The sequence below is a fragment of the Streptomyces sp. ISL-1 genome (assembly GCF_018614585.1).
Lineage (GTDB): Bacteria > Actinomycetota > Actinomycetes > Streptomycetales > Streptomycetaceae > Streptomyces > Streptomyces maoxianensis.
Window position 1 is genome coordinate 65444 of the sequence record NZ_JAGGOI010000005.1, and the last position, 24611, is coordinate 90054.

The 24611-nt window shown below is 70.7% G+C and carries 19 protein-coding genes; 13 read left to right on the forward strand and 6 right to left on the reverse strand.

Annotation, left to right across the window (positions count from 1 at the left end):
* Positions 1-30: 30 nt before the first annotated feature.
* Both J7E87_RS04025 and J7E87_RS04030 read right to left on the reverse strand, forming a co-directional pair.
* Entirely contained in the window at positions 31-1704 is a 1674-nt protein-coding gene (locus J7E87_RS04025) for a glycoside hydrolase family 13 protein (protein ID WP_215089915.1), read from the reverse strand.
* Between the two features lie 201 nt (positions 1705-1905).
* On the reverse strand, positions 1906-3177 hold the full coding sequence (locus tag J7E87_RS04030) for an ABC transporter substrate-binding protein (RefSeq protein WP_215089917.1): 1272 nt from the start codon (positions 3175-3177) through the stop codon (positions 1906-1908).
* Positions 3178-3343: 166 nt separating this feature from the next.
* On the opposite strand from J7E87_RS04030, the gene J7E87_RS04035 reads away from it, so the two are divergent.
* The 5 genes from J7E87_RS04035 to J7E87_RS04055 all read left to right on the forward strand — a co-directional run bounded on the left by J7E87_RS04035 (position 3344) and on the right by J7E87_RS04055 (position 9016).
* On the forward strand, positions 3344-3850 hold the full coding sequence (locus J7E87_RS04035) for a PadR family transcriptional regulator (RefSeq protein ID WP_215089919.1): 507 nt from the start codon (positions 3344-3346) through the stop codon (positions 3848-3850).
* Positions 3847-4647, forward strand: coding sequence for an ABC transporter ATP-binding protein (locus J7E87_RS04040; protein WP_251016932.1), 801 nt, complete (start codon positions 3847-3849; stop codon positions 4645-4647). Before J7E87_RS04035 ends, J7E87_RS04040 begins: the two co-directional genes overlap by 4 nt.
* A 2-nt stretch (positions 4648-4649) precedes the next feature.
* Entirely contained in the window at positions 4650-6959 is a 2310-nt protein-coding gene (locus J7E87_RS04045; protein WP_215089921.1) for an FtsX-like permease family protein, read from the forward strand.
* Positions 6960-7252: 293 nt separating this feature from the next.
* Positions 7253-7966: a TetR/AcrR family transcriptional regulator gene (locus tag J7E87_RS04050; RefSeq protein WP_215089923.1), complete on the forward strand. Its 714-nt coding sequence runs from the start codon at positions 7253-7255 to the stop codon at positions 7964-7966.
* A gap of 174 nt (positions 7967-8140) precedes the next feature.
* Positions 8141-9016 (forward strand): universal stress protein, encoded by an 876-nt coding sequence (locus J7E87_RS04055; RefSeq protein WP_215089925.1) that lies wholly within the window; start codon positions 8141-8143, stop codon positions 9014-9016.
* A 24-nt stretch (positions 9017-9040) separates the two neighbouring features.
* Here J7E87_RS04055 and ppk2 read toward each other — a convergent pair whose 3' ends face one another.
* Positions 9041-9856 carry a polyphosphate kinase 2 gene (gene ppk2, locus J7E87_RS04060; protein WP_215089927.1) on the reverse strand — a complete coding sequence of 272 codons (816 nt, stop codon included), beginning with the start codon at positions 9854-9856 and terminating at the stop codon, positions 9041-9043.
* 37 nt (positions 9857-9893) lie between these two features.
* Between ppk2 and J7E87_RS04065 the strand changes: the two genes are divergently transcribed.
* The 3 genes from J7E87_RS04065 (at position 9894) to J7E87_RS04075 (ending at position 15614) form a co-directional block, all read left to right on the forward strand.
* The gene (locus J7E87_RS04065) at positions 9894-12278 is read left to right on the forward strand and encodes a phosphoketolase (RefSeq protein ID WP_215089929.1); all 2385 of its coding nucleotides are present in this window, start codon (positions 9894-9896) and stop codon (positions 12276-12278) included.
* 121 nt (positions 12279-12399) lie between these two features.
* Positions 12400-13155 carry an HAD family phosphatase gene (locus J7E87_RS04070; protein WP_215089931.1) on the forward strand — a complete coding sequence of 252 codons (756 nt, stop codon included), beginning with the start codon at positions 12400-12402 and terminating at the stop codon, positions 13153-13155.
* Between the two features lie 2 nt (positions 13156-13157).
* Positions 13158-15614, forward strand: a complete 2457-nt coding sequence (locus J7E87_RS04075; protein WP_215089933.1) for a glycoside hydrolase family 65 protein — start codon at positions 13158-13160, stop codon at positions 15612-15614.
* A 43-nt stretch (positions 15615-15657) separates the two neighbouring features.
* On the opposite strand, the gene J7E87_RS04080 is transcribed toward J7E87_RS04075, so the two are convergent.
* Complete coding sequence (locus J7E87_RS04080; protein WP_215089935.1) at positions 15658-15951, reverse strand: DUF1876 domain-containing protein; 294 nt, start codon at positions 15949-15951, stop codon at positions 15658-15660.
* Between the two features lie 119 nt (positions 15952-16070).
* Positions 16071-18107: an APC family permease gene (locus tag J7E87_RS04085; protein ID WP_215089937.1), complete on the reverse strand. Its 2037-nt coding sequence runs from the start codon at positions 18105-18107 to the stop codon at positions 16071-16073.
* Between the two features lie 344 nt (positions 18108-18451).
* Between J7E87_RS04085 and J7E87_RS04090 the strand changes: the two genes are divergently transcribed.
* The 5 genes from J7E87_RS04090 to J7E87_RS04110 all read left to right on the forward strand — a co-directional run bounded on the left by J7E87_RS04090 (position 18452) and on the right by J7E87_RS04110 (position 22153).
* Positions 18452-19453: a D-cysteine desulfhydrase family protein gene (locus tag J7E87_RS04090; protein ID WP_215089939.1), complete on the forward strand. Its 1002-nt coding sequence runs from the start codon at positions 18452-18454 to the stop codon at positions 19451-19453.
* Positions 19454-19725: 272 nt separating this feature from the next.
* Entirely contained in the window at positions 19726-20025 is a 300-nt protein-coding gene (locus J7E87_RS04095; RefSeq protein ID WP_215089941.1) for a DUF1876 domain-containing protein, read from the forward strand.
* 241 nt (positions 20026-20266) lie between these two features.
* On the forward strand, positions 20267-20992 hold the full coding sequence (locus tag J7E87_RS04100) for a hypothetical protein (RefSeq protein ID WP_215089943.1): 726 nt from the start codon (positions 20267-20269) through the stop codon (positions 20990-20992).
* A complete protein-coding gene (locus J7E87_RS04105) occupies positions 20989-21507 on the forward strand; it encodes a histidine phosphatase family protein (protein ID WP_308312845.1) in 519 nt (172 codons plus the stop codon). The genes J7E87_RS04100 and J7E87_RS04105 overlap by 4 nt, the downstream gene beginning before the upstream one ends.
* Before the next feature lie 136 nt (positions 21508-21643).
* The gene (locus tag J7E87_RS04110) at positions 21644-22153 is read left to right on the forward strand and encodes a DinB family protein (protein ID WP_215089945.1); all 510 of its coding nucleotides are present in this window, start codon (positions 21644-21646) and stop codon (positions 22151-22153) included.
* A gap of 3 nt (positions 22154-22156) precedes the next feature.
* On the opposite strand, the gene J7E87_RS04115 is transcribed toward J7E87_RS04110, so the two are convergent.
* The gene (locus J7E87_RS04115) at positions 22157-24607 is read right to left on the reverse strand and encodes a SpoIIE family protein phosphatase (RefSeq protein WP_215089947.1); all 2451 of its coding nucleotides are present in this window, start codon (positions 24605-24607) and stop codon (positions 22157-22159) included.
* Positions 24608-24611 lie beyond the last annotated feature (4 nt).

Genomic DNA, 24611 nt, shown 5'->3' on the forward strand with positions numbered 1-24611 from the left:
CCTTCCGAGAGGGTGGGAATGCTTGGTGGTTCAGGGGGTGGGGCAGTCGCCCGTCCACCACGCGGCGGTCGCTCCGGGGAGCACGCCGTCGGGGCAGGGGCCGCTGGAGAGGAGCGGAGTGCCCGTGACCGGCGCGGGCACGGGCTCGGTGCCGAAGTTGACCGCGCAGATCAGCCCGTCGCCGCGGGTCATAGCCAGGACCTGCGGGGGCGTCTCCAGCCAGCGCAGGCTGCCCTCGCCCAACTGCGGCAGGCTGCGCCGCAGTTGGAGTCCATCGCGGTAGAGGTGCCAGAAGGAGCGGGTGTCGGCCAGCGCCCGGTCGGTGGCGTGTTCGGCGAACCAATCGGGCTGTGGCAGCCAGGGCCGCGCGCCGGCCGCGCCCTGGCTGAAGCCGAACGGTGAGGCGTGGCCCGACCAGGGCAGCGGCACCCGGCAGCCGTCCCGGATGCGCGCGCGGCTGCCGGTGCGATGGAAGATCGGGTCGGTGAGCACCTCGTCCGGCAGATCGAGGACTTCGGGGAGGCCGAGCTCCTCGCCCTGGTAGACGTACGCGGCGCCGGGCAGTGCCAGCATCAGCAGAGCGGCGGCGCGGGCGCGCGCCGCGCCGAGTCCGCTTGCCTCCACGCCGGGTTCGCCCGCGTATCGGGTGACCGTGCGTACCTGGTCGTGGTTGTTGAGCACCCAGGTGACAGTGGAGCCGGTCCCTGCGATGTCGCGTATCGCCTCTGTGATGGTCGCCCGGAAGGCATCGGCGTCCCAGGGAGCGCTGAGCAGGTCGAAGAAGAACGCCTGGTGCAGTTCGTCGGGCCGTACGTACTTGGCGTGCTCACGGGCGGTGGGTACGGAGACCTCGCCGACGAGCAGCCGCTCGTTGCCGTCCTTGGCCGCGTACTCCTCGCACACCGATCGCCAGCGCCGCCACACCTGGTGGACTTCCGGCTGGTTCCAGGCCAGCGGGTTCACCGAGTCACGGGCGCGCTCGTCGGCGGCGGGGTCGGCCGAGTCTGGCAGCTCCTGGTGCTTGAAGAGACCGGCGGCGACATCGATGCGGAAGCCGTCGACGCCCCGGTCCAGCCAGAAGCGGAGTACCTGCTCGAAGCTGTCGCCGACCTCGGGGTTGCGCCAGTTCAGGTCGGGCTGCTGCGAGGTGAACAGGTGCAGATACCACTGACCGGGGGTGCCGTCGGATTCGGTGATCCGGCTCCAGGCGGGGCCGCCGAACATCGCCCGCCAGTTGTTGGGGGGCTCAGCGCCGTCCGGGCCGCGGCCGTCGGCGAAGTGGAAGCGGGTGCGGGGGGCGCTGCCGGGGTCGGCGGCGAGCGCTTCGCGGAACCACGGGTGCTCGCTGGAGCAGTGGTTGGGGACGATGTCGAGCAGCAGCTTGAGTCCGAGCCGGCGGGCGTCGGCCATCAGCAGGTCGAACTCGGCCAGGTCGCCGTAGACAGGGTCGACGTCGCGGTAGTCGGCGACGTCGTAACCGTGGTCGTGCTGCGGCGACGGATAGAACGGGCTGAGCCAGATGCCGTCGACACCGAGCTTCCTGAGGTACGGAAGTCCGGCCCGTACGCCGGCCAGGTCGCCGATGCCGTCCCCGGTGCTGTCGAGGAAGCTACGGACGTACACCTGGTAGATAACCGCATCGCGCCACCAGGAGCCGGCCGTGCGGGAGGAATGGCCGAGGGCGGCCGGAAGAGCTGTGAGCATCTCGCGATGACCCGTTCTGAAGGATGCGAGAGCGCCCCAGAGCGGGTGCGCTGTTATGCATGCATGTTAAGTAGGGGTGACGGCAACGTGTCAACGATGCTGCGAGAATCAGCCCGGGTATGCCCGAGTATTTGGGGGTATGTCAGAGTCAGGCGCTAGATAACAAATAAGTAATGGCTGAAGGGGGACGGCTGGAAAGATTCAGCCCCTGCGGGAGATCGCGCCCAGCTCGCGGGACAGCCGTTCCACTGCCTGCTGCGGCGTCTGACGCAGCGCCATGACGTCCTGCACGACGGCCTGCACGGCGAGGCTCACCTGGTCATACCGAGGGCTCTTGGGCCGCGGCTCGGCCGCCAGCACGCTCTGCCGCAGCGTGGGCAGATACGGGTAGGCCCGGATCAGGGCGGGGTCCTCGTACAGCGCGGCGCGTACCGGTGGCAGTGAGCCCTCGGTGAGCACCTGGCGCTGCACGCGCTCGCTGGTGAGATAGGCGATCAGGTCGGCGGCCGACTCCGGATGCCGGGAGTGGCTGGAGACCGCGAGATTGGAACCGCCGAGCACACTCGTGCCCGGTCCGGACGGTCCGGGCAGCGGCACCGCACCGAATGCGCCGGCTACCTTCGATCCCGGCGAGTTGGCCATCGAGTACACGTAGGGCCAGTTCCGCAGAAAGAGCAGCCGGCCGTTCTGGAAGGCCTGCCGGGACTCCTCCTCCTTGTAGCCGCGGGCCTGCGGGGAGATCCAGCCGTCCCGCACTCCGCCCGCCAGGAACTCCAGTCCGGCCCGGGCCGGCGCCGAGTCCACCGTGACCCTGGCGCCGTCGTCCCGCAGGATCGAGCCGCCCGCCGAATGCACCGCCTCGGTGGCGTTGACCGTCAGTCCCTCGTACGGCAGGAACTGGCCGGCATAGCCGTCCATGCCGTACTTGGGGGCCAGCTCCCGTGCCTGCCGGGCCAGCTGTGCCCAGGTGCGCGGGGGCCGTTCGCCCGCCCGCTCCAGGATGTCCTTGCGGTAGTACAGCAGTCCGGCGTTGGTGACATAAGGGACGGCGTAGAGGCGGCCGTCGAAGGTGGCTGTGTCCACCACGGGAGCGAGGAAGCTGTCCAGCGGGAACCGGTCCCGCTGCAGAGGGGAGATCCATCCCGCGGCCGCGAATTCGGAGGTCCAGGCCACATCGATGTTCAGTACGTCGAACCGGTCGCTGCCGGACCGCAGCTCGCTGATCATCTGGGCCCGGGTCTCGTCCGCGGAGTCGGGCAGCTCGACGAGCGTGACCTGTTCTTTCGCGTGACTGCGGTTCCAGTTGTCCAGCAGCGGACCGAGATACTCGGTCAGGTCGCCCGCTGTCACCAGCGTCATGGGCCCGCGGCCCTTGGGAGCCGCAGCCCCGGGCTGGGTGGCGAAGCCCGCGTAACCCGCCAGAAGCACGGCGAGAACGAGGAGCCCCCTACCCGCGGCGTGCATCCACCGCATAGGTTCCTCCCAGTGCACCGATCCGGCCGCGCCGCCGTCCCATGTGGCCTATGTATACCTGTTAGGCATGGGCGATACTAGACGTCCAGGCGGAGAAGGCGGGTGGCGCGAACCACACCCCGTATCCGAGCCAACAGGAAACTACGGAGCGGGAGGGAGGGAGCGCGTGCGGCTGCCGCTCCTGGCACTTCTCACCCGTGGTCCGGCTCACGGCTACGAGCTCAAGCAGGACCTTGAGAAGCTCCTGGGCGCCGCGTACCCTCAGCCCAACGTCGGCCAGATCTATGTCACCCTCGGGCGGCTGGAGAAGGCCGGTCTGATCGCCGGCGAGGACGTCGAGCAGTCCGGCAGACCCAACAAGCGCACCTACCGGCTCACCGACGCCGGGCGCGAGGCCGTACTCGCCTGGTTCGACGAGACCGCGGACGAGCCACGGGTGAGGGACGAGTTCTTCATGAAGGTCGCCCTCGCACCACAATCCGGTCTCGCCGACCCGATCACCCTGATCAACAGACAGCGGCGGCAGTACCTGAACACCATGCGTGACCTGTCGAAGCTGGCCGCGGCCGAGGACCGGGACAACAGGGTCTCCCAGCTGCTGATCGAGGGCGCGATGCTGCATCTGCAAGCCGACCTCGACTGGCTGGAACGCTGTCAGGAGGAGCTGGAATGAGCGAGGACACCGCTCCTGCCGCGCTGGGCACTCCCGGCGCCGCGCCCGGTCAGGGGGGCAATGTGCCGATCGTGCGCGCCGAGGGTCTGACCAAGACCCATCACGGCGAAGGCACACCGGTGCACGCCGTTCGCGGAGTGGATCTGACCGTTCAGCCCGGGGAGTTCGTTGCTGTCACCGGCCCCTCCGGCGCCGGCAAGTCCACGCTGCTCCACCTCATCGGCGGGCTCGAGCGACCCGACAGCGGCCGTCTCTGGCTCGACGGCCGCCGGGTGGACGAGTATCGCGAGGCTCGCTGGGCGATGCTGCGCCGCCGGAGTATCGGCATCGTCTTCCAGTTCTTCAACCTGGTCTCCGACCTCACTGTCGCCGACAACATCGAACTGCCCGCGCTGCTCGCGGGCGCCTCACCCAGGGCAGCCCGGGACAGCCGGGCCGAATTGCTCGCCGAACTCGGGCTCGAAGGCAGGGAACGGTCCATGCCGGGCGAACTGTCCGGCGGCGAGCAGCAGCGCGTCGCCCTGGCCAGGGCCCTGGTGAACCATCCCGCGCTGCTGCTCGCCGACGAACCGGCGGGCAGCCTGGACAGCAAGGGCACCCGGGAAGTGCTCCGGCTGCTCTCCCGGTTCCACCAGCGCGGCCAGACGATCGTGCTGGTCACCCATGACGCACGGATGGCCAGCGCCGCCGACCGGGTCATCAGCTTCTTCGACGGGCGAATAGCCGACGACGCGACACTCGGCGCGGGGCGCCGCACCGCGGGCGGCGTCTCCGGCGTGCTCGAACTGAAGGAGTGAGCGTGCGGGCCACTCTGCGCTGGGCGCACGCCGATCTGCGGGCACACCGCGGACAGTCGGTGTTCGTCGTCCTGGCCAGCGCCGGCATCATCGCTTCGCTGCTCCTGGCCGTGGCCCTGTTCAGCTATGCCGCGAACCCCTGGCAGCGGATCTTCACCCAGTCCCAGGGCGCTCATGTCTGGCTCCACACCCGGGTCGCCGCGGACATGGGGGCGCTGTCCGCGCTGGACGGTGTGGCCGGTGTCTCGGGGCCGTACCGCACCGGTCAGGCCACCATTGAATCCCGTGGGGTGCGGGCGAGCGTGGCCCTGCGCGCGGCGGGCACCCAGCCGCCGGAGATCGCCCGGCCACTGGTGACCGAAGGGAGCTGGCTCGATACGCGGGCCGAGGGTGTCGTACTGGAGAGCTCCCTCGCGCGAGTGCTCTGGGCGGAACCGGGCGACACCCTGACCGTCGCGGGATCGGACGGCACCGCGCGCAACCTCCGGGTGGCCGGCGTCGCCGAGGCCGCGGAACCCCGCTACCGGCCGGGCGGCGAGCCCGGTATCGGATGGGTGCTGCCAGGCACGCTCGACCGCGTCGCACCGCGGAGCACAAGCCACAGCGTGGGACTGCGGCTGGACGATCCGGACGACACCGACTTCACCGTCCAGCAGGCCGTCACTCTGCTCGGCGCCGACCGTGTCGCCCAGGTGACCAAATGGCAGCAGGCGCGCGCCGAGGCCGGGGGCGACGAACGACTGCTCGGGCAGCTGTTCGCCGTGTTCGGTCTTGGCGCCCTGCTGGCCGCCGCGCTCGCGGCGTCGGGGGCGATCAGCGCCCGCATCCGCGGACAGCTGAGGGACATCTCGATCCTCAAGGCGATCGGGTTCACGCCCGGCCAGGTGGTACGCGGCTTCCTCGTCCAGCACCTCGCCTTCGCGCTGCTCGGGGTCACCCTGGGCACCGCGGCGATCGCGCTCATGGGTGCCCGGATACCCGGCCGGATCGGGGAGGCGGCCGGGGTGTGGCAGGACCTGCCCGGGCACACCGCCCTGATGATCGGCGTTCCGAGCGGCGCGGTGCTGCTGATCGCGACCGCCACCTCACTCGCTGCCTGGCGAGCCGGCCGGGTCCCGCCGGTGCCGGTCGCCCGGGCAGCACTTCCCTCGGCCGCACCGATGACCGGGCTTGGCCGCCGGGCGCTCGGTATGCGGGTGCCGCCCGCGCTGGTCCTCGGGTGGCGGGCGGCGTTCCCCCGAAGGCCGCGCACCCTGATCACCGTGGCCCGGCTCGCCCTGCCGCTCCTCCTGATCACCGTTGCGCTCGTCGCCTGGTCCACGCTGGACATGTTCCGCAGCCGCCCCGCGGACATGGGAGTGCCCGCAGCGCTGACCGTACGGGCCGAGCAGCCCGGCAGCCTCACCGGCCAGCAGCTCCAGCGCGCCCTGACCGCGCCCCCGGACGTCGCCGCTGTCCATCCGGGCGTGGAGGTCGCGGCGCTGGTGCCCGGTCAGACCGGCACCATCACACTGCGAGGGCTCGGCACCGCCCGCGACCCCTATCCGTTCACCGTTGTCGAGGGGCGCCCCGCCGACGGCCCGGACGAGGCGGTCGCCGGTCAAGGGCTGCTCGATCTGCTGAACGTACGGGTTGGTGACTGGGTCAGGATGACGGTTGAGGGACGGCCGCAGATCCTGCACATCGTCGGACGCAGCATCGAACCGGAAGCCGGCGGGCGGGTCATCTCGACGACGGTCGACACGCTCGAGGAACGCGATCCGGCGCTGCGTCCGGACTTCTACCATCTCGTCCTGCGGCCCGGCGCGGAGCCCCGCGTGGTGAGCAGCGCTCTCGCCGAGGCGGCGGGAGGCGCTCTGGAGATCCGCGAGACTCCCAACCCGGCGGACCGGCTGGAACCGGCGCGAGGGGTGATCGCGGCCCTTGTCGGCGTGCTGGCCCTGATCGGGCTCACCGAGCTGATGACCGTCATCGGCACCGGCGTCCGCGACCGCGGCCGTGATCTGCTCGCGCTCAAGGCGATCGGGCTGACACCGCGTCAGATCAGCTCGGCGATCGTGGCGGCCGCCGGCTTCACCGCACTGCTGGCCGCCGGGATCGGCACGGGGCTGGGGGTGCTGTCGGGCAGTTGGCTGGTGGACGTTCAAGGCCGCTCCAGCGGTATGGGCGCCGGCATCGCTCATGTCCCGCATGCGATGTTGCTGGCTTCGGTCGTGGCGGGCGCCGTGCTGGGCGCTGTCGCGGCCGCGGCCCTGCCGGCGACCCGGACAGCGCGCAGGCGACTCGCGGATTCATTGACCGAGACACTCTGACGGCAGCCGACTGCCGCCCGCCGACCGGGAATTGAGGGTCCGGCTCCAGATCCGGATCGCCCGGTCGTGTGCAGGCCCGTCGGCTCCTGGAGACGATGATCACCCGGCCGACGGCTCGGCGCTCTGCGCGCCCCCGGCGTCGATGACTTGCGGATACCGCTGTGCCGCAGGATTGCCACCCCCGGCGGGTACCGCCGACTACTTCGTTAGGCATCGTAACTCTCGAGATCGATTGTCGCATTCGAGATGTGGGGTACGGTCTGTGACGACGATTCGATGTGCTGGAGGACGCCATGGCCGCAGAGATCCGGAGCCCGCGGGCCCGCTACCGCGAACAGACCCGCGCAGAGATCAAGGAGATCGCGCTGCGGCACATGGCCGAGGGTGGCGCGCAGGGGGTGGCACTCACCCGCATTGCCAAGGAGGTGGGGCTGTCCGGCCCGGCGCTGTACCGGTATTTCTCCAGCCGTGACGACTTGCTCAACGACCTTGTCCGGGACGCCTACGACGACGTCGCCGCAGCGGTCGGCCGGGTCGGCGCCGACGCGCAGGCCGGCCCGAGACTCGCACTGCGCGCGCTCGGTGGCGCCTATCTCGACTGGGCAGTGGCACAGCCGCACCGCTACCTGCTCATCCAGGGCAGTCCGGTGCCCGGTTACGCGGCCCCGCCGGACACCGCGCAGCGGGCGAGGGCAGTCATGGGGCCGTTCGTGAAGGTGTTCGCCCAGGGCGAGGCCACCGGGGCGGTGCGGCCGGTGGTCGCCGAGATGGAGGGGTGGGTACGAAAGGACCCTGCGGTCGCCGACTGGCTGCACGCGTACACGGGCCTGGCCGCGGACGACGCACACGCCGGGACCGCGCTCGCCGGGACGGTGCTTGCCTGGTCGCAACTGCACGGCACCGCCAGCCTGGAGGTCTCCGGCCAGTACTCGGGTATGGGACACCAGGCCGGGACACTGCTCAATGCCCAACTCGACATGCTCGCGGAGGCCTTCGGGCTGCGCTGAGGAGCGAGCGGCCGCGGTAGCAGGGGATTCTCGGCACGACGCCAGGATTCGACTACCGTTGAAGAGTCTCGTCCCGCCCTCACGCGTTGTCCTGAGCCGCGGTCGACGCCCGCATCACCTTCGATTTCTCAGAGAAGTCCGGATTCTGAGGGGGGAAGGAAGAAGGTGGGGTCAATGGAGCTGCCCCTCGTCGTGGGCGTGGACGGATCCGAGTCCAGCCTGCGGGCCGTGGACTGGGCGGCGGACGAGGCTGCTCTGCACGGGGTGCCGCTTCGGCTGGTGAACGCGTCGATGTGGGAGCGCTACGAAGGGGTCGTACCCGACAAAAGCCCGGACCGCCCCTCGGAACAGGTGATGGCCGAGAACATCGTCGGCTCGGCCGCTGAGCGCGCCCGCCGCCGCGACCCGGACCTGAAGATCTTGACAGACGTCCTGCCCGACGACACGGTGACCGCCCTGCTGCGGGAGGGCCGCAACGCCTCCGCCCTGGTCACCGGCTCACGTGGCCGCAGCGGACTCGCCGAGATGCTGCTCGGCTCGGTCAGCCTGGCGGTCGCCGCCCGTGCCGACTGCCCGGTGATCGTCATCCGCGGCGGGCACGACACCCGCAGCGGTGTCCACCGGCGGATCGTCCTCGGCGTCGACAAACCCCCGCAGGGCTTGGCCGCCGTTCGCTTCGCGTTCCAGGAGGCACGGGCGCGCCGGGCCGCCCTGCACGCCGTCCGGGCCTGGCGCTGTCCCGCGCACGAGACGGCCGAGCATCCCCTGCTCGCCCAGGACGCTGCCCATTACCACGAGAGCGAAGCGGCACAGACGCTCGAAGAGGCGCTACGCGAAGCCGCCGCGGACCACCCCGACGTCGAGCTGCACCGGGCGACGGCCGAAGGCCCCGCCCGCAAGGTGCTCATGAACGCCTCGGCAGCGGCCGATCTGCTGATCGTCGGCGCCCAGCGGCGGCACGAGCACTTCGGGCTCCAGCTCGGCCGGGTGGCCCACGCGATGCTGCACCACTCCGTCTGCCCCGTGGCCGTCGTACCGCAGCGGACGTGATTGCCCGTGAGCGCCCTGGCAGGCTCAGCCGGTCAGACCGGCCGCGTGGTCGGGGACGTACGTCTGCAGGTCACGCGGCGGGCGCACATAGCCCGTGGGCGGCGGCCGGGGCGGCAGTTCGAGCGCCGGCGGGGGCACATCGTGGTAGGGGACCGACGCGAGCAGATGGGCGATCATGTTGATGCGTGCCCTGCGCTTGTTGTCGCTCTCCACCACGAACCACGGCGCCTGCGCGATGTCCGTGTGCACCAGCATCTCGTCCTTGGCCCGGGAGTACGCCTCCCAGTGAGTGATGGACTCCAGGTCCATCGGCGAGAGCTTCCACCGCCGCGTCGGGTCCTCGAGGCGACGCCGGAACCGCTGCTCCTGTACGGCGTCGCTCACCGAGAACCAGTACTTGCGCAGCAGGACCCCGTCCTCGACGAGCATCCGCTCGAAGATCGGGCACTGGTAGAGGAACCGCTGGTGCTCCTCCTTCGTGCAGAAGCCCATCACCCGTTCGACGCCCGCACGATTGTACCAACTTCGGTCAAACAGGGCGATTTCGCCAGCAGCGGGCAGGTGCGCAATGTAACGCTGGAAATACCACTGCGTGCGCTCGCGCTCGGTGGGCGTGGGCAGAGCCACGATCCGTGCGACCCGGGGGTTGAGATGCTCCGCGACCCGCTTGATGGTGCCGCCCTTACCCGCCGCGTCCCGCCCCTCGAACACCACCACGAGCCGCGCGCCTTCCGCGCGCACCCATTCCTGGAGCTTCACGAGCTCCGCCTGCAGCCGCAGCAGCTCCCGCTCGTACAGCGCACGCGGCAGCGCGTCGGGCCGTGCCTTCTTGCCGGCCATACCGCCTCCCACGCTTTTTGACGTTACGGAGTCACTCATGCCCAAGGCCAAGCACCAGGACAGCACCGTACTGACCGACGAGGAGCTGCGCATCCTGGACGCCTATTGGCGTGCCGCGAACTATCTGTCCGCCGGGCAGATCTATCTGATGGCCAACCCGCTGCTGAGGGAGCCGCTGGAACCCGGGCACATCAAGCCGCGGCTGCTCGGCCACTGGGGCACGTCCCCAGGACTCAACCTCGTCCACACCCATCTCAACCGCGTCATCAAGGCCCGCGACCTGTCGGCCCTGTGCATCTGGGGCCCTGGACACGGCGGTCCGGCGGTCCTGGCCAACTCCTGGCTGGAAGGCAGCTACAGCGAGATCTATCCGGACGTCAGCCGGGACGCGGCCGGGATGGACCGGCTGTTCCGGCAGTTCTCCTTCCCCGGCGGGGTGCCCAGCCATGTCGCCCCGGAAACCCCTGGCTCCATCCATGAGGGCGGTGAACTCGGCTACGCCCTGGCGCATGCGTACGGCGCCGCGCTCGACAACCCGGATCTGCTCGTCGCGTGCGTGATCGGCGACGGCGAGGCCGAGACAGGTCCGCTCGCCGCCTCCTGGCACTCCAACAAGTTCCTCGATCCCGTCCACGACGGGGCGGTGCTGCCCATCCTCCACCTCAACGGGTACAAGATCGCCAACCCGACGATCCTGTCCCGCCTTCCCGAGCCCGAACTCGACGACCTGCTGAGGGGATACGGACACGATCCGATGCACGTCGCCGGCGACGACCCCCTCCAGGTCCACCGGGCCATGGCCGCCACGCTCGACCGCGCCCTGGAGCACATCGCCGTCCTGCAGCGCACGGCACGCGAGGAGGGCGTCACCACGCGGCCGCGCTGGCCCGTCATCGTCCTGCGCACGCCCAAGGGCTGGACCGGACCGGCCGAGGTCGACGGGGTGCCGGTCGAGGGCACCTGGCGCTCGCACCAGGTCCCGCTGCCCGGCGTACGGGAAAACCCCGAGCACCTGCGGCAGTTGGAGGCATGGCTGCGCTCCTACCGGCCGGACGAGCTCTTCGACACGCAGGGCCGTCCCACCGCCGACGTCCTCGCCTGCGTCCCCGGGGGCTCCCGGCGCCTCGGCACAAACCGGCACGCCAACGGCGGCCTTCTCGCACGCGACCTGCCGATGCCCGATCTCGACCGCTTCGCCGTGCCCGTCGACAAGCCGGGCTCGACCCTGCACGAGCCCACCCGGGTCCTCGGCGTCCTGATCGAACAGCTCATGGAGGCCACCTCCGAGCGCCGCGACTTCCGGCTCGTCGGGCCCGACGAGACCGAATCCAACCGGCTCGGAGCCGTCTTGGGCGCCACCGGCAAGGCCTGGCAGGCGCAGACGTACGTGACCGACGAGCATCTCTCCCGGCACGGCCGGGTCATGGAGATTCTCTCCGAACACCTGTGCCAGGGCTGGCTGGAGGGCTATCTCCTCACCGGCAGGCACGGACTGCTCTCCTGCTACGAGGCCTTCGTCCACATCGTCGACTCGATGGTCAACCAGCACATCAAGTGGCTGAAGACGTCCCGGGAACTGACCTGGCGGGCCCCGATCCCCTCCCTCAACTACCTGCTGACCTCGCATGTCTGGCGACAGGACCACAACGGCTTCTCGCACCAGGATCCCGGCTTCGTCGACCACGTACTCAACAAGAGCCCCGAGGTCGTACGCGTATACCTGCCGCCGGACGCCAACACCCTGCTGTCCGTGGCCGACCACGTGCTGCGCACCCGCGACTACGTCAATGTGATCGTCGCCGGCAAACAGCCCTGCTTCGACTGGCTGTCGATGGACCAGGCCCGCGTCCACTGCGCCCGCGGCGCCGGCGTGTGGGAGTGGGCCGGTACGGCGCACGGCGAGCGCGAACCGGACGTCGTGCTCGCCTGCGCGGGCGACGTCCCCACCCAGGAGACGCTGGCCGCCGCCCTGCTGCTGCGCCGGCACCTGCCCGCCCTCGCCGTGCGGGTCGTCAATGTCGTCGACATGACCCGGCTGATGCCGCACGACGCACACCCCCACGGCATGCCGGACTTCGAGTACGACGGACTGTTCACCCGCGACAAGCCGGTGATCTTCGCGTACCACGGCTACCCCTGGCTCATCCACCGGCTCGCCTACCGCCGCACCGGCCACGCCAATCTCCATGTCCGCGGTTACCGGGAGATGGGTACCACCACGACCCCCTTCGACATGGTCGTACGCAACGACCTGGACCGCTTCCGGCTGGTCATGGACGTCATCGACCGCGTCCCCGGCCTTGGGGTGCGCGCGGCCGCCGTACGCCAGCACATGGCCGACGCCCGCACCCGCCACCACGCCTGGATCCGCGCACACGGCACCGACCTGCCCGAGGTCGCCGAATGGACCTGGACCGGATGAAATCCGTCTCGTGTCGGGGAAAGGAGAGCCGCAACATGACCGTACGGATGGGCAGCAACGGCGTCGGCCGCATCGGCCGCCCCCGTTCGCGCCGGGCACGGGAAGGCGTGGCCGACGGCTCGTGAAACCGGCGCAGAACGGCACGGGCGTGCCCCGGGCACTACGGGGCACCGCGGCCGTGGTCCTCGACACCGACGGAGTGATCACCGACTCCGCGCGGCTGCACGCCGCCGCCTGGAAGACGGCCTTCGACGCCTTCCTGCGCGAACACCCTCCCGCCGATCCCGCCCAGCGGCGACCCTTCGACGTGGTGGAGGACTATCTGCGCCACGTCGACGGCAAGTCGCGCCTCGACGGGGCCGCGGCCTTCCTGGCTTCCCGAGGGCTGAGGCCGACGGACGCGGACGTGCGGGACGTCGCCGCGAACAAGGAGCGGCTGTTCACCGCGCGGCTGCGCGAGCACGGCGTCGATGCCTTCCCCGGCACCGTTCGGCTGCTGCACACCCTGCGCTCCGCCGGTGTACCCCTGGCAGCGGCCTCCGCCTCCCGGCACGCCCGCGAACTCCTTGAGCGCGCGGGAGTGCTGAACCTCTTCGACGCCGTGGTGGACGGCGCGGAGGCGGCCCGCCTGCGGCTGCCCGGCAAACCCGACCCCGCGCTGTTCCTGGAGGCGGCCCGCCGGCTCGGCATCCCCGCCTCCCGCGCCGCCGTCGTCGAGGACGCCCTCGCCGGAGTGGAGGCCGCCTCGCGCGGCGGCTTCGGCCTGGTCATCGGCGTGGACCGGGCCCGTACTCCCGCAACCCGTGCTGAACTGCTGAAGCACGGCGCGGACATCGTAGTTCGTGACCTCGCGGAACTTCTCGCCCCGGAGGACTGACGATGCGCGACTGGATCTGGGAGTACGAAGACTACGACCCGGAACAGGAGCGGCTGCGCGAGTCCCTGTGCACCCTCGGCAACGGCTACTTCGCGACTCGCGGCGCGGCCCCCGAGTGCGCGGCCGGCCCCGTCCACTATCCGGGTACGTACGCGGCGGGCTGCTACAACCGGCTGATCTCGCAGGTGGCGGGACGGCAGGTCGAGAACGAGGACATGGTCAACCTCCCCAACTGGCTGCCGCTGCGCTTTCGTACGGACGCCGGGAGCTGGCTCTCCCCGGACACCCACAAGGTCCTGGACCACCACCAGAGGCTGGACCTGCGCGCCGGCACACTGGAGCGCACCCTGCGCTACGAGGACCCGAGCGGTCGGGGCCTGGCGGTGAGGCAGCTTCGCCTGGTGCACATGGCCTACCCTCATCTGGCCCTGCTGCGCACCGAGTTCACCGCCGACGGCTGGTCCGGGGAGATCGAGGTCGAGTCGGCGCTCGACGGAGCGGTCACCAATTCCGGCGTCGAGCGCTACCGGCAGCTGGCCGGCCGTCACCTCACCCACGTCCACACCGGGACGTCGGCCCCGGACACCATGTGGCTGCGCTGCCGCACCAGTACCTCCGACATCGAGATCGGCCTGGCGGCCCGCACCGTGGCCGACGTGGCAGGCATGGGCGACCTGGCCGGCATCCCGGCCCCGGCCGAGGCGACCACTCGCCATCACAAGCGGCGGGTCGCCCAGCTCCTGCGCCTTACCCTGACCCCGGGCCGGACCGTCACCGTCGACAAGACGATCGCCCTGCACACCTCCCGCGACCCGGCCATCAGCGAGCCACTGCACGCCGCGGTCGACCGGCTGAACCGCGCCCCGGACTTCGACGCCCTGCTGGCCTCGCACCGCACGGCCTGGCGCCAGCTGTGGCGTACCGCCGAACTCGACGTCCCGAACAGCGCGGGCCCGATCCTGCGACTCCACCTCTTCCACGTCCTGCAGACGCTCTCCCCGCACACCGCCGAACTCGACGTCGGCGTCCCGGCCCGCGGCCTGCACGGCGAGGCATACCGAGGCCATGTCTTCTGGGACGAACTTTTCGTCCTGCCCCATCTGAACCTGCACTTCCCTGAGGTCTCGCGGGCCCTGCTCAGCTACCGCCACCGGCGCCTGGAGAGGGCCTGCTTCGCCGCTCGCGACGCCGGCCGGGCGGGGGCCATGTACCCCTGGCAGAGCGGCAGCGACGGCCGCGAGGAGACCCAGCAACTGCATCTCAACCCGCTGTCGGGGCGCTGGCTGCCCGATCACTCCCGGCTTCAGCTCCACGTCGGCTCGGCGATCGCGTACAACGTGTGGCAGTACTGCGAGGCGAGCGGCGACCTGGAGTTCCTGCACACCAAGGGCGCCGAAATGCTGCTGCAGATCGCCCGGTTCTGGGCCGACGCGGCGGCGTACGACCAGACGCTCGGCCGCTACCGGATCCGCGGGGTCCTGGGCCCCGACGAGTACCACGACGCCTACCCCGGAGCGAAGGAACCCGGCCTCGACGACAACGCGTACACCAACGTCACCGCTGCCTGGGTGCTCGCCCGCGCCCTCGACGTACTGCGCAGTCTCCCGGAGCCACGCCGCCGGGATCTCGTCGAACGCACCGGACTCGCCGACGGCGAACTCGACGAGTGGGAGGAGGTCTCCCGCAAGCTGCATGTCCCCTTCCACGCCGGGATGATCAGCCAGTTCGAGGGCTACGGCGAACTCAGAGAACTCGACTGGGACATCTACCGGGACCGCTACGGCGACATCCGGCGACTCGACCGGATCCTGGAGGCCGAAGGGGACACGGTCAACAACTACCAGGCGTCCAAGCAGGCCGACGTGCTGATGCTCGGCTATCTCTTCTCACCGGCCGAACTCCGTGGCCTCTTCCGCCGGCTGGGATACGAGCTGAACGACTCCGTCTGGCACCGCACCGTGGACCACTATCTGCGCCGTACCAGCCACGGCTCGACGCTCAGCAGCCTCGTGCACGGCTGGGTGCTGGCGAGGGTGCGGCGCGCGGAGGCCTGGGCGTTCTGCCAGGAGGCGCTGGCCGGGGACATCGCCGATCTGCAGGGCGGCACGACGGGGGAGGGCATTCACCTCGGCGCGATGGCCGGCACCCTCGATCTCGTACAGCGGGGACTGACCGGCCTGGAGACGCGGGGCGGCGCGCTGTGGCTCGATCCCGTGCCGCTGCCGGAGCTGTCGGAGTACGGCTTCGCGATCCGCTACCAGGGGCACTGGGGCGTACGGCTCCGGCTGAGCGCGGGACAACTGGAGATCACCGTGCCCGACTCCGACCGGTCACCGATCGACATCGCCCTGCCGGACCGCACGGTCTCCGTGGCGCCCGGCGAATCGTGCACCCTCCTCACCCTGTCCCAGGAAGAGCCCATGGGTCACGACGGGACAACAATCGAGTATCAGGCGTGAGGCGACTCGGACTCGTGCCGCACAGCCGGTGCGACCCGCGGCCCTACGCCCCCACTGTCCAGCTGTACGGCGGACCGAGCGGCGCTTCCGCCCCGGCGCCCACCCTCTCCATGTCGCGGTCGGCCACCCGCATCAAATGACCAGCGAGGTCTTTGAGCGCGCGGCTCGCCGCGAGCTCGTCACCGATCTCGGGTACGTCCGCGTCCTCCGCGCTGCACCGTGCGGTCCCCTGCCCGGTGAGCGTCGAGGAGCCGGTGTCCAGCACCGCTCGCGCCTGTGTCGTTCCGTCCTCCTCGGACAGGTACAGCCCGACCTTCCATTCCAGGGTCCGTTTCATGGCCTACCTCCTCGCGCACCACGCGTCCGCAGTCGGGGCACCGCCGTGTGGTCCTGTCTCCAGGGTCCTCCCACCCGCGTCCGGCCGCGAGGCCCGGGGCCCGTTCGCCGTCGTTGCGGTCACCGGTGTGTGCTGACGTCTTCGCTCTTGCGTGTCGCGGTGGGTTCTCCGCGCCGGACGGAGCCGGGGGCGCGGGCGGCCGGGTGGTCGGCGCGGGCGGAGGAGCTGAGTTGCCAGGGGACGCTAGTGACCATGACGCCCGGGGTGAACAGCAGGCGGCTCTTGAGCCACAGCGCGGACTGGTTGTGCAGCAGGTTTTCCCACCAATGGCCGACGACGTACTCGGGGATGAAGACCGCGACCACATCCCGCGGGCTGTCGCGGCTGACGGAGCGGACGTACTCCATGACGGAGCGGGTGATCTCGCGGTAGGGGGAGTCGAGGACCTTCAGCGGTACGTCGATGCCGTACTCCTCCCACTGACGTTTGAGCGCGACGGATGCGTCGCGGTCGACCGCGACAGTGAGGGCTTCCAGGTGGTCGGGCCGGAATGCGCGGGCGTAGGCCAGTGCCCGCAGGGTCGGCTTGTGGATGGTGGAGACCAGAACGATGGCCAGGACGCGGGAGGGCGGCACCAACTCGCTGCGCGGGTCGGTGACCGCGAGTTCGGCCGCGACGGCGTCGTAGTGACGGCGGATGCCCCGCATCATGACCCACAGCAGGACCGCGGCGAGCACCGCCAGCCAGGCGCCCTGGGTGAACTTGGTGGCCAGCACGATTACCAGGACGAATCCCGTGATCACCGCGCCCACACCGTTCACGACACGCGTCATGCGGTGGCGACGGCGCAGGCCCGGGTCGGTCTCGGTGCGCAGCTCGCGGTTCCAGTGCCGCACCATGCCCGTCTGGGAGAGCGTGAAGGAGGTGAACACGCCCAGAATGTAGAGGTGGATGAGGCTGGTGACATTGGCCTTGTACGCCCACAGCAGCAGGCCGGCCACGACGGCGAGGGCCAGGATGCCGTTGGAGAAGGCGAGCCGGTCGCCGCGGTTGTGCAACTGGCGCGGCAGGTATCGGTGCTGCGCGAGGATCGAGGCGAGCAGGGGGAAGCCGTTGAAGGCGGTGTTCGCGGCGAGGATCAGCACCAGGGCGGTGGCGGCCTGGATGAAATAGAAGCCGACGCTGTTGTCTCCGCCGAAGACGGAGGAGGCGAGCTGGGCGATGACGGTGCGCTGGGTGTACGAGGTGCAGTCGCCCGGCAGTCCGGTCAGCCGGCAGGGGTCTTGGACGATGTGCACCTTGGCGACGATCGCGAGCGTGGTGACGCCGACGAACATCGTGATGGCGATGATGCCCATCGCGGCCAGGGTGGCCGCGGCGTTCTTGGACTTGGGCTTGCGGAACGCCGGCACTCCGTTGGAGATGGCCTCCACGCCGGTCAGTGCCGTACAGCCACTGGAGAACGCGCGCAGGACGACCATCACCAGGGCCAGTCCTGCCAGGTTCGCCTCCCCGGGTTCCGGCACGATGCCGTACTTGGCGCTCTCGGCCGACGGCGCGTCACCGAGCAGGTAGCGGAACAGGCCCGTGCCGACCATGATCAGTACGCCGCCGATGAACAGGTACGTCGGGGCCGCGAACGCCTGGCCGGATTCGCGTACGCCGCGCAGGTTCATCGCGGTCAGGAGGGCGACGAAGATGAGGGCCAGCGGCACCCGTTGATCGACCAGGGCGGGCACCGCCGAGATGATGTTGTCCACGCCGGAGGCGACCGAGACGGCCACGGTCATCACGTAGTCGACCAGCAGCGAGGCGGCGACCACGAGACCGGCGGACGGCCCCAGGTTCGTCGAGGCCACTTCATAGGAGCCGCCGCCGCTCGGATACGCGTGCACCACCTGGCGGTACGAGAGCACCACCACCGTCATCAGCGCCACGACCGCGCCCGCGATCCACGGCGTGAAGTGCAGGTAGGCCAGGCCGCCCAGGGTGAGCACCAGCAGGATCTCCTGCGTGGCGTAGGCGACGGAGGACAGCGGGTCGGAGGCGAAGATCGGCAGGGCGAGACGTTTGGGCAGGAGCGTCTCGCCCAGCTCCTCGCTGCGCCTGGCCCGGCCGATGACCAGCCGCTTGAGTAGCCCCGTCAGGTTGAACACGGCGCGAGCGTAAGCGGCACCACCCGCTCTGCAGCACGCTGCGACGGGGGGAGCGGCATCAAGAACTCGTTAGATCCCCTGCTGCTGCGTGCATATGGCGCAATTACCCGCGCGGCAGCCGACCGGAGCCGTGGCTTTGATCCCGTCACGGCCCGGACGCGCCGGCAATCGCCGGCCGCGACAGGGAAGCCCCGCGCCGAAACGCAGAACAGGCCTTCGCGCCGCTGCCACGCGTTGCACCAGCATGAACAGCAAGCCCTCTGGCAGCGTCACGGCGCAACGGGCTGTCCTGGGGCATGATGATCTGCGAACACGACTGAGGCGCCGCGGCAAGGGTGGTGACGATGACCCCGCACGGCGAGACTCCGCAACGGGCAGCGCTGGGCACATGGCCGACCCCGCTCGAGCCCATGCCACGGCTGGCCCGTGCGCTCGGGCTGGGCACGGACGACCTGTGGGTCAAGCGCGACGACCTCACCTCCCTGGGCGGCGGTGGGAACAAGGTACGCAAGCTCGAGTGGACCTGCGGCGCGGCGCTGGCCGGTGGCGCCACCGTCCTGGTGACCACGGGTGCGCCACAGAGCAACCACGCGCGTTTGACCGCCGCCGCGGGGGCCCGGCTGGGCCTGGACGTCGTACTCGTGCTCGCCGGCGGCCCCGGAGCCTCGGCCTCCGGGAACCTGGCGCTCGACGGTCTCTTCGGCGCCACGGTCGTATGGGCCGGTGTCGCCGACGACGAGGCGCTCGCCTCAACCGCTGAGGAGGTGGCTGAAGAGCTGCGGCGGCGGGGCGCTGTGCCGGCGCTGATCCCTTTCGGCGGTTCCAGCGTCATCGGCGCGCGCGGCTACGCCGAGTGCGGGCGCGAACTCCACACGCAGGCCCCGGATTTGGCGACCGTAGTCGTCGCGGTCGGCTCAGGTGGCACCATGGCCGGCCTCGTCGACCAGCTGGGCGCCGAGCGCGTGCTCGGCGTCCATTGCGGCGCCGTCGGCGATCCGGCCGGGACCGTGTCCGCGCTGGCCTCCGGCCTGTCCGGCACCCATTGCGCGCCGAAGACGCTGAGACTGCGTCTCGATCAGGTGGGCGACGGCTATGGCGTACTGACCGAGCGGGCGATGGCGGCGCTGACCCTGACCGCCCGCACCGAGGGCATCGTGCTCGACCCGATCTACACCGGCCGCGCGATGGCCGGCCTGATCGCAGCGATCCAGGAGGGCGACGTCGTCGCGGGGCAGCGCACGCTCTTCCTGCACTCGGGTGGCCTGCCCGGCCTCTTCGGCCATCCGGCGACGCTCGCGAAAGCAGAGGCCGCGCTGACCGTCGAAGACCGTCCCGATCCGCGTTGAGGGGCGGTTGCGGCGAGGTGCCGCGCCCGGCACGCTCGATCGCGCCCTCCACGCTGACGGGACGGTCGTCGACCGGCGCCAGGAAGCGGGTGAGCGTCCGTACGACGAGTGCCTCGCCGAGCTGGGCGCGCATTGCGTCACTGAGTTTGAAAACCAGACTTACGATCGCCGCATTACCCCGGCAGGTTGGCGGAGTGAACTGGGTGGATCCTGGAGTCAGGACCGCGTCGTGGTGGCGCACTCGGGCCCGGACGCGGGCGAGGAGGTGTGCGATGACTCGGACGCTGGAGTGGAGCGTCCGCCTCCACCTGTCGGAGGAGGACGGCACGACCAAGGCCCGCGCGGTACTGGACACCGGTACCGCTACCCTCACCGGCCACGGGGTCGCTCGCTGCAACCCCCAGGACGTCGACATCCCCACCATCGGCGACGAGCTTGCGGCCAGCCGCGCGATGAGGGACGTCGCGAGACAGCTGATGAGGGCGGCCGACACTGAGCTCGAGGCCGTGGGCGCCGGATCGACGAGCGGGCGCGCCGCACCGCCGTACAGCTGGTCGGACATGGCGACATAGGAGCTGCGCGCGGCCCCGCAGGTGGCCGGGCGACCGGGGGCGGCACGCGATGCCGAGGACGTCGGGCACCCGACCGGCCCGGCGTCGCGGGGCGCCCGGGGGAGGGGGCCGTACCCGAGGGCGTTCACCATCGTTACGGGACCCATCGCCGAGGGCCCATCGCCGATCCGGGGTTACGGAAGACCCGCTGCCGCGTCGTTCGCGGTGCGGAGTCGGGGTCGGGGCGCCTAGGCTCGGCTGTGTGCTGCGCATCGTTGACGAACTGGCAGGCCGTGGGCCCCTGCGGATCTGCGCCCATGTGCCGCCGCCCGGCGGGCCGGGCGACCTGACCGGTCTGCGCGTGCTGCTGGTCGCCGATGTGCTGGCGCGCGTCGTCGAGCTGCGCGGCAGACACGTCCTGCTGGGGCGGACGGGTCCGGGGGTCCCGTCGGCCGCGGCCGTCGGCATCCGGCCGTCCGACGCCGACGGAACCCCGGACCACATCGCCGACATGCTCGGCGGACCACCCGGCGTACACCTCACCAACCGCGCCTACGAGGGCGGGGGCGGCGCCTCCCTCCAGGTGGCGGAGGCACATACCTCCGTGTCCCCGGCGGGACTTGAGGAGCGCGATCCGCTCGCCGTACGCCTGCTCCTGCTCTCCCACGCCCACCATGAGCCGACCGCGCTCCGTGCCGAAGCCCTCGACGAGGCCCGCCTTACGCTGGCTCGATGGCGGCGTGCCGTAGCCGACTGGGCGGAGCAGCCGTCGATGCCGATGCCCATGGACCTCCTGCGCCCGGTCCGTGCCGGGCTGGAGGACGGACTCGGCACCCCCGCCGTACTCGACCTGCTGCGGGATCTGGAGACGGACACGGACGTGCCGGCCGGAGCGAAGTTCGAGACCTTCGCCCACCTGGACCGCGTCCTCGGCCTGGAACTCGCACGCGAGACCGGCCGGCCGCACCCCGCCGGAGCGCCGGCGTGAGCCCCCTGCGGCGGCTTGTCGTGCTGCGGCACGCCAAGGCCGCACGGCCCGAGGACGTTCCCGACCATGAGCGCCCCCTCGCCCCGCGCGGGCTGCGAGACGCTCCCGCCGCCGGCCGCTGGCTGGCACAAGCCGATTGCCTGCCCGACCTTGTCCTGTGCTCCCCCGCCCGCCGTGCCCGCCAGACCTGGGAGCTTGCCGCCGCGCAGATGGGCAGCGCCCCGCCGGTGCGATACGACCCGCGCCTCTACGGGGCGGACGCCGAGGACATCCTCGAAGTCGCACGCGTAGTGCCCGCCGATGTCGGGACGGTGCTGCTGGTCGGACACAACCCCGGCCTTCAGGACCTGATCCTGCTGCTCGCCGGGGAGGCACTCGGCGGCACTCTGCAGCGCGCACAGACCAAGTTCCCCACCTCCGCCGTCGCCGTGCTGACCTGGCGTGGCACATGGTCCGCGCTCGCACCGGGCGTCGCGCTGCTCACCGACCTGGCCGTTCCCCGCGGCGAGGGGTGAGCCCGGCGGGGCAGTGACTGCGGCGCGGTGAGCGCAGTGGTGCGCGTGTCGAACGCATGGCCGGGGCCGGGGACAGTCCATGGTGGTCCCGGAGACCAAACCTTCGCCGGGACCGCCCAGGACCAAGGATCAGTGGATGAACAGCGCAGACTTGCTGGCAGACGCGTTCGAGCGCGTCCGGGAGGCGGTACACGCCGCGGTCGAGGGGCTTTCCCCGGACGACCTCAACGCCAGGCTGGACGCCGGCGCGAATTCGATCGCCTGGCTCGTGTGGCATCTGTCGCGCATCCAGGACGATCACCTGGCTGACGCGGCCGGAGCGGAGCAGGTGTGGTTCTCGCAGGACTGGGCGGCCCGCTTCGAGCTGCCCTTTCCCAAGCGGGCGACCGGGTTCGGCCACTCCAGCAGGCAGGTCGCGGCGGTACAGGTCCAGTCGGCCGAGCTGCTGCTCGGCTACTACGACGCCGTCCACGAGCAGACCTCGCGGTTCCTGCGCGGGCTCGACGACGCGGCGCTGGACCGCGTCGTGGACGAGTCCTGGTCCCCGCCCGTCACCCTGGGCGTCCGTCTGATCAGCGTCCTCGCGGACGACTTGCAGCACGCCGGCCAGGCGGCATTCGTCCGAGGTTCCCTGCAGCGCCGGTAGGTTTCACGACGCCGACGTGGAGGACAGCGGCTGTTCGGTCCAGATCGTCTTGCCGTCGCGCGTGTAGCGGGTGCCCCACCGCTCGGTGAGCTGGGCCACCAGGAAGAGTCCGCGGCCGCCCTCCTCGGTGGTGCGGGCGCGGCGGAGGTGCGGTGAGGTGCTGCTGGTGTCGGACACCTCGCAGATGAGGTGGCCGTCACGGATGAGCCGGAGGGTGATCGGCCCGTCGCCGTACCGGTAGGCGTTGGTGACCAGCTCGCTGACGATCAGTTCGGTGGTGAAGTCCATCTCCTCCAGCCCCCACTCGGCCAGCTGGGATTCCGTCAGCGTCCGGGCCTGAGCAGGGGCGGTTGCCGACAGGGGCAGCTCCCAGGTGGCCACCTTCTCCGCCGCCAGGACGCGGGTACGGGCGATGAGCAGAGCCACGTCGTCAGCCACGTCATCGGTGGACCGGTCGCGCAGCAACGCGGCCTCCACCGCCTCGCATGTCTCCTCCAGCGAGCGGGCCGGCGACGTCAGTGCCCCGCACAGATCCGCCAGACTCTCGTCGACGTCTCGCTTGAGGCCCTGGATGAGGCCGTCGGTGTAGAGGGTCAGGAGGCTGCCTTCGGGCAGTTCCAGTTCGGCGGTCTCGAAGGGCAGCCCGCCCAGGCCCAGAGGCGGGCCTGGGGGCAGTTCGAGAAGGTGTACGTCCCCGGCCGGGGTCACCACCGCGGGCGGCGGGTGGCCGGCGCGGGCCAGGGCGCAGTGCCGCGAGACCGGGTCGTAGACCGCGTACAGGCAGGTGGCGCCAATGATTTGAGGGGAACGTTCGTCGGTCGACTCCTGCTCGTCCGCCAGACGGTCCACGAGATCATCGAGATGGGAGAGGACCTCGTCCGGGGTGAGGTCGAGGTTGGCCAGGGTGTGTACGGCGGTGCGTAGCCGGCCCATGGTGGCCGCCGCGTGGATGCCGCGGCCGACCACGTCGCCGACGACGAGAGCGATGCGTACTCCGGAGAGCGGGATGACGTCGAACCAGTCACCGCCGACGCCGGTCGCCGTGTCGGCCGGCAGGTAGCGGTGGGCGACTTCGACCGCCGGGTGCCTGGGCACATCGTGCGGGAGCAGGCTGTGCTGCAGGGTGAGCGCGGTCTCGTGCTCCTGGGTGTAGCGGCGTGCGTTGTCGATGCAGACGGCGGCGCGGGAGGCGAACTCCTCGGCGAGTGTGAGGTCGTCCTCCTCGAATGGCGTGACCCGTTGCGACCGCCACAGACTGAGCAGGCCGAGCACGAGTCCCCGCGCGACCAGGGGCACCACCATGAGCGAGTGGACGCCCAGGCTCAGGGCCCGCTCAGCCCGCTCCGGGTCCATGGAGAGCCACCCGGTAGGGCCGTCTTTCAGCTGCGCTTCGAGGAGCGGACGCCGTTCGGCCAGGCACCGTGCCTGCAGAGTCCCCGGCGGTACGTGAATCGTGTGGCCCACCGGAAACATCACCTCCGCCGTGTCCGGCAGGATGCTGCGGACCGCAGTCCGGCGCACGGTTTCGAACGTCTCCTGGGTGGGCTCTTCGCCGCGGGTCACCGGCTCCAGCAGGTCCACGGAGACGCAGTCGGCGAGTTCGGGGACCGCCACCTCGGCCAGCTCACGCGCTGTCTCCGCCACGCCCAGCGTGGTACCGATGCGGGCGCTGGCCTCGTTGAGCAGGGCCAGCCGACGGCGGGCCTGATGGCGTTCGGTCACGTCCTCGACTGTCTGCGTCACCCCGAGGATCCGGCCGGAGGGGTCCTCCATCCGGAAGGCCGACACCGACACGAACATCTCCCTGCTGGGATCCTGCCGCGTACGGCAGGGCTGCTCGGCGAAGACCGAGGACCGGCCGGTCTTCAGTACCTCCCGCAACTGCCTCTCCACGGTGTCGGTGTCCTGCTGGATCAGGAAGTCGCTGGTGGTGAGCCCGCGGTGCTGCTCGACCGGTAGCTGACTGAACCGCGCGATCGCCCTGTTCACACGCAGGATGGTCAGGTCCCGGGCGTGGACGACCAGACCGATCGGGGACCGGCGGAAAAGTCCGTCCAGGACCGACCGGTCCGTCTCCCACTCGATCACCTCTTCGGCGGGCGCACCGACGAGGAACCATTCGCGAGGAGAGTCGCCCTTCACGATCATCCGGGCCCGGCACCCCAACTCCACGCGGTGCCCCTCGCGATGCCGGACGGGCACGACCCCGAACCACCCCCGGTCGCGTACGCATGCCGCCACCGCGTCCATGACCACGTCCTGGTCGCGCGGGTCGACCAGGAAGTCGACCGCCGGCCGCCCCAGCGCCTCCTCGGGCGGGTGACCGAGCAGCGCCTCGGCCCTCTCGCTCCAGCCGACTACCCTCCCGCGGTCGTCCAGCACCATCAGGGCCGCGCGTCGCACCGCGAACGGGTCTTCCGGGCCCTCGCTGAACGTTGTCACCGGAGTGTCCATCTTG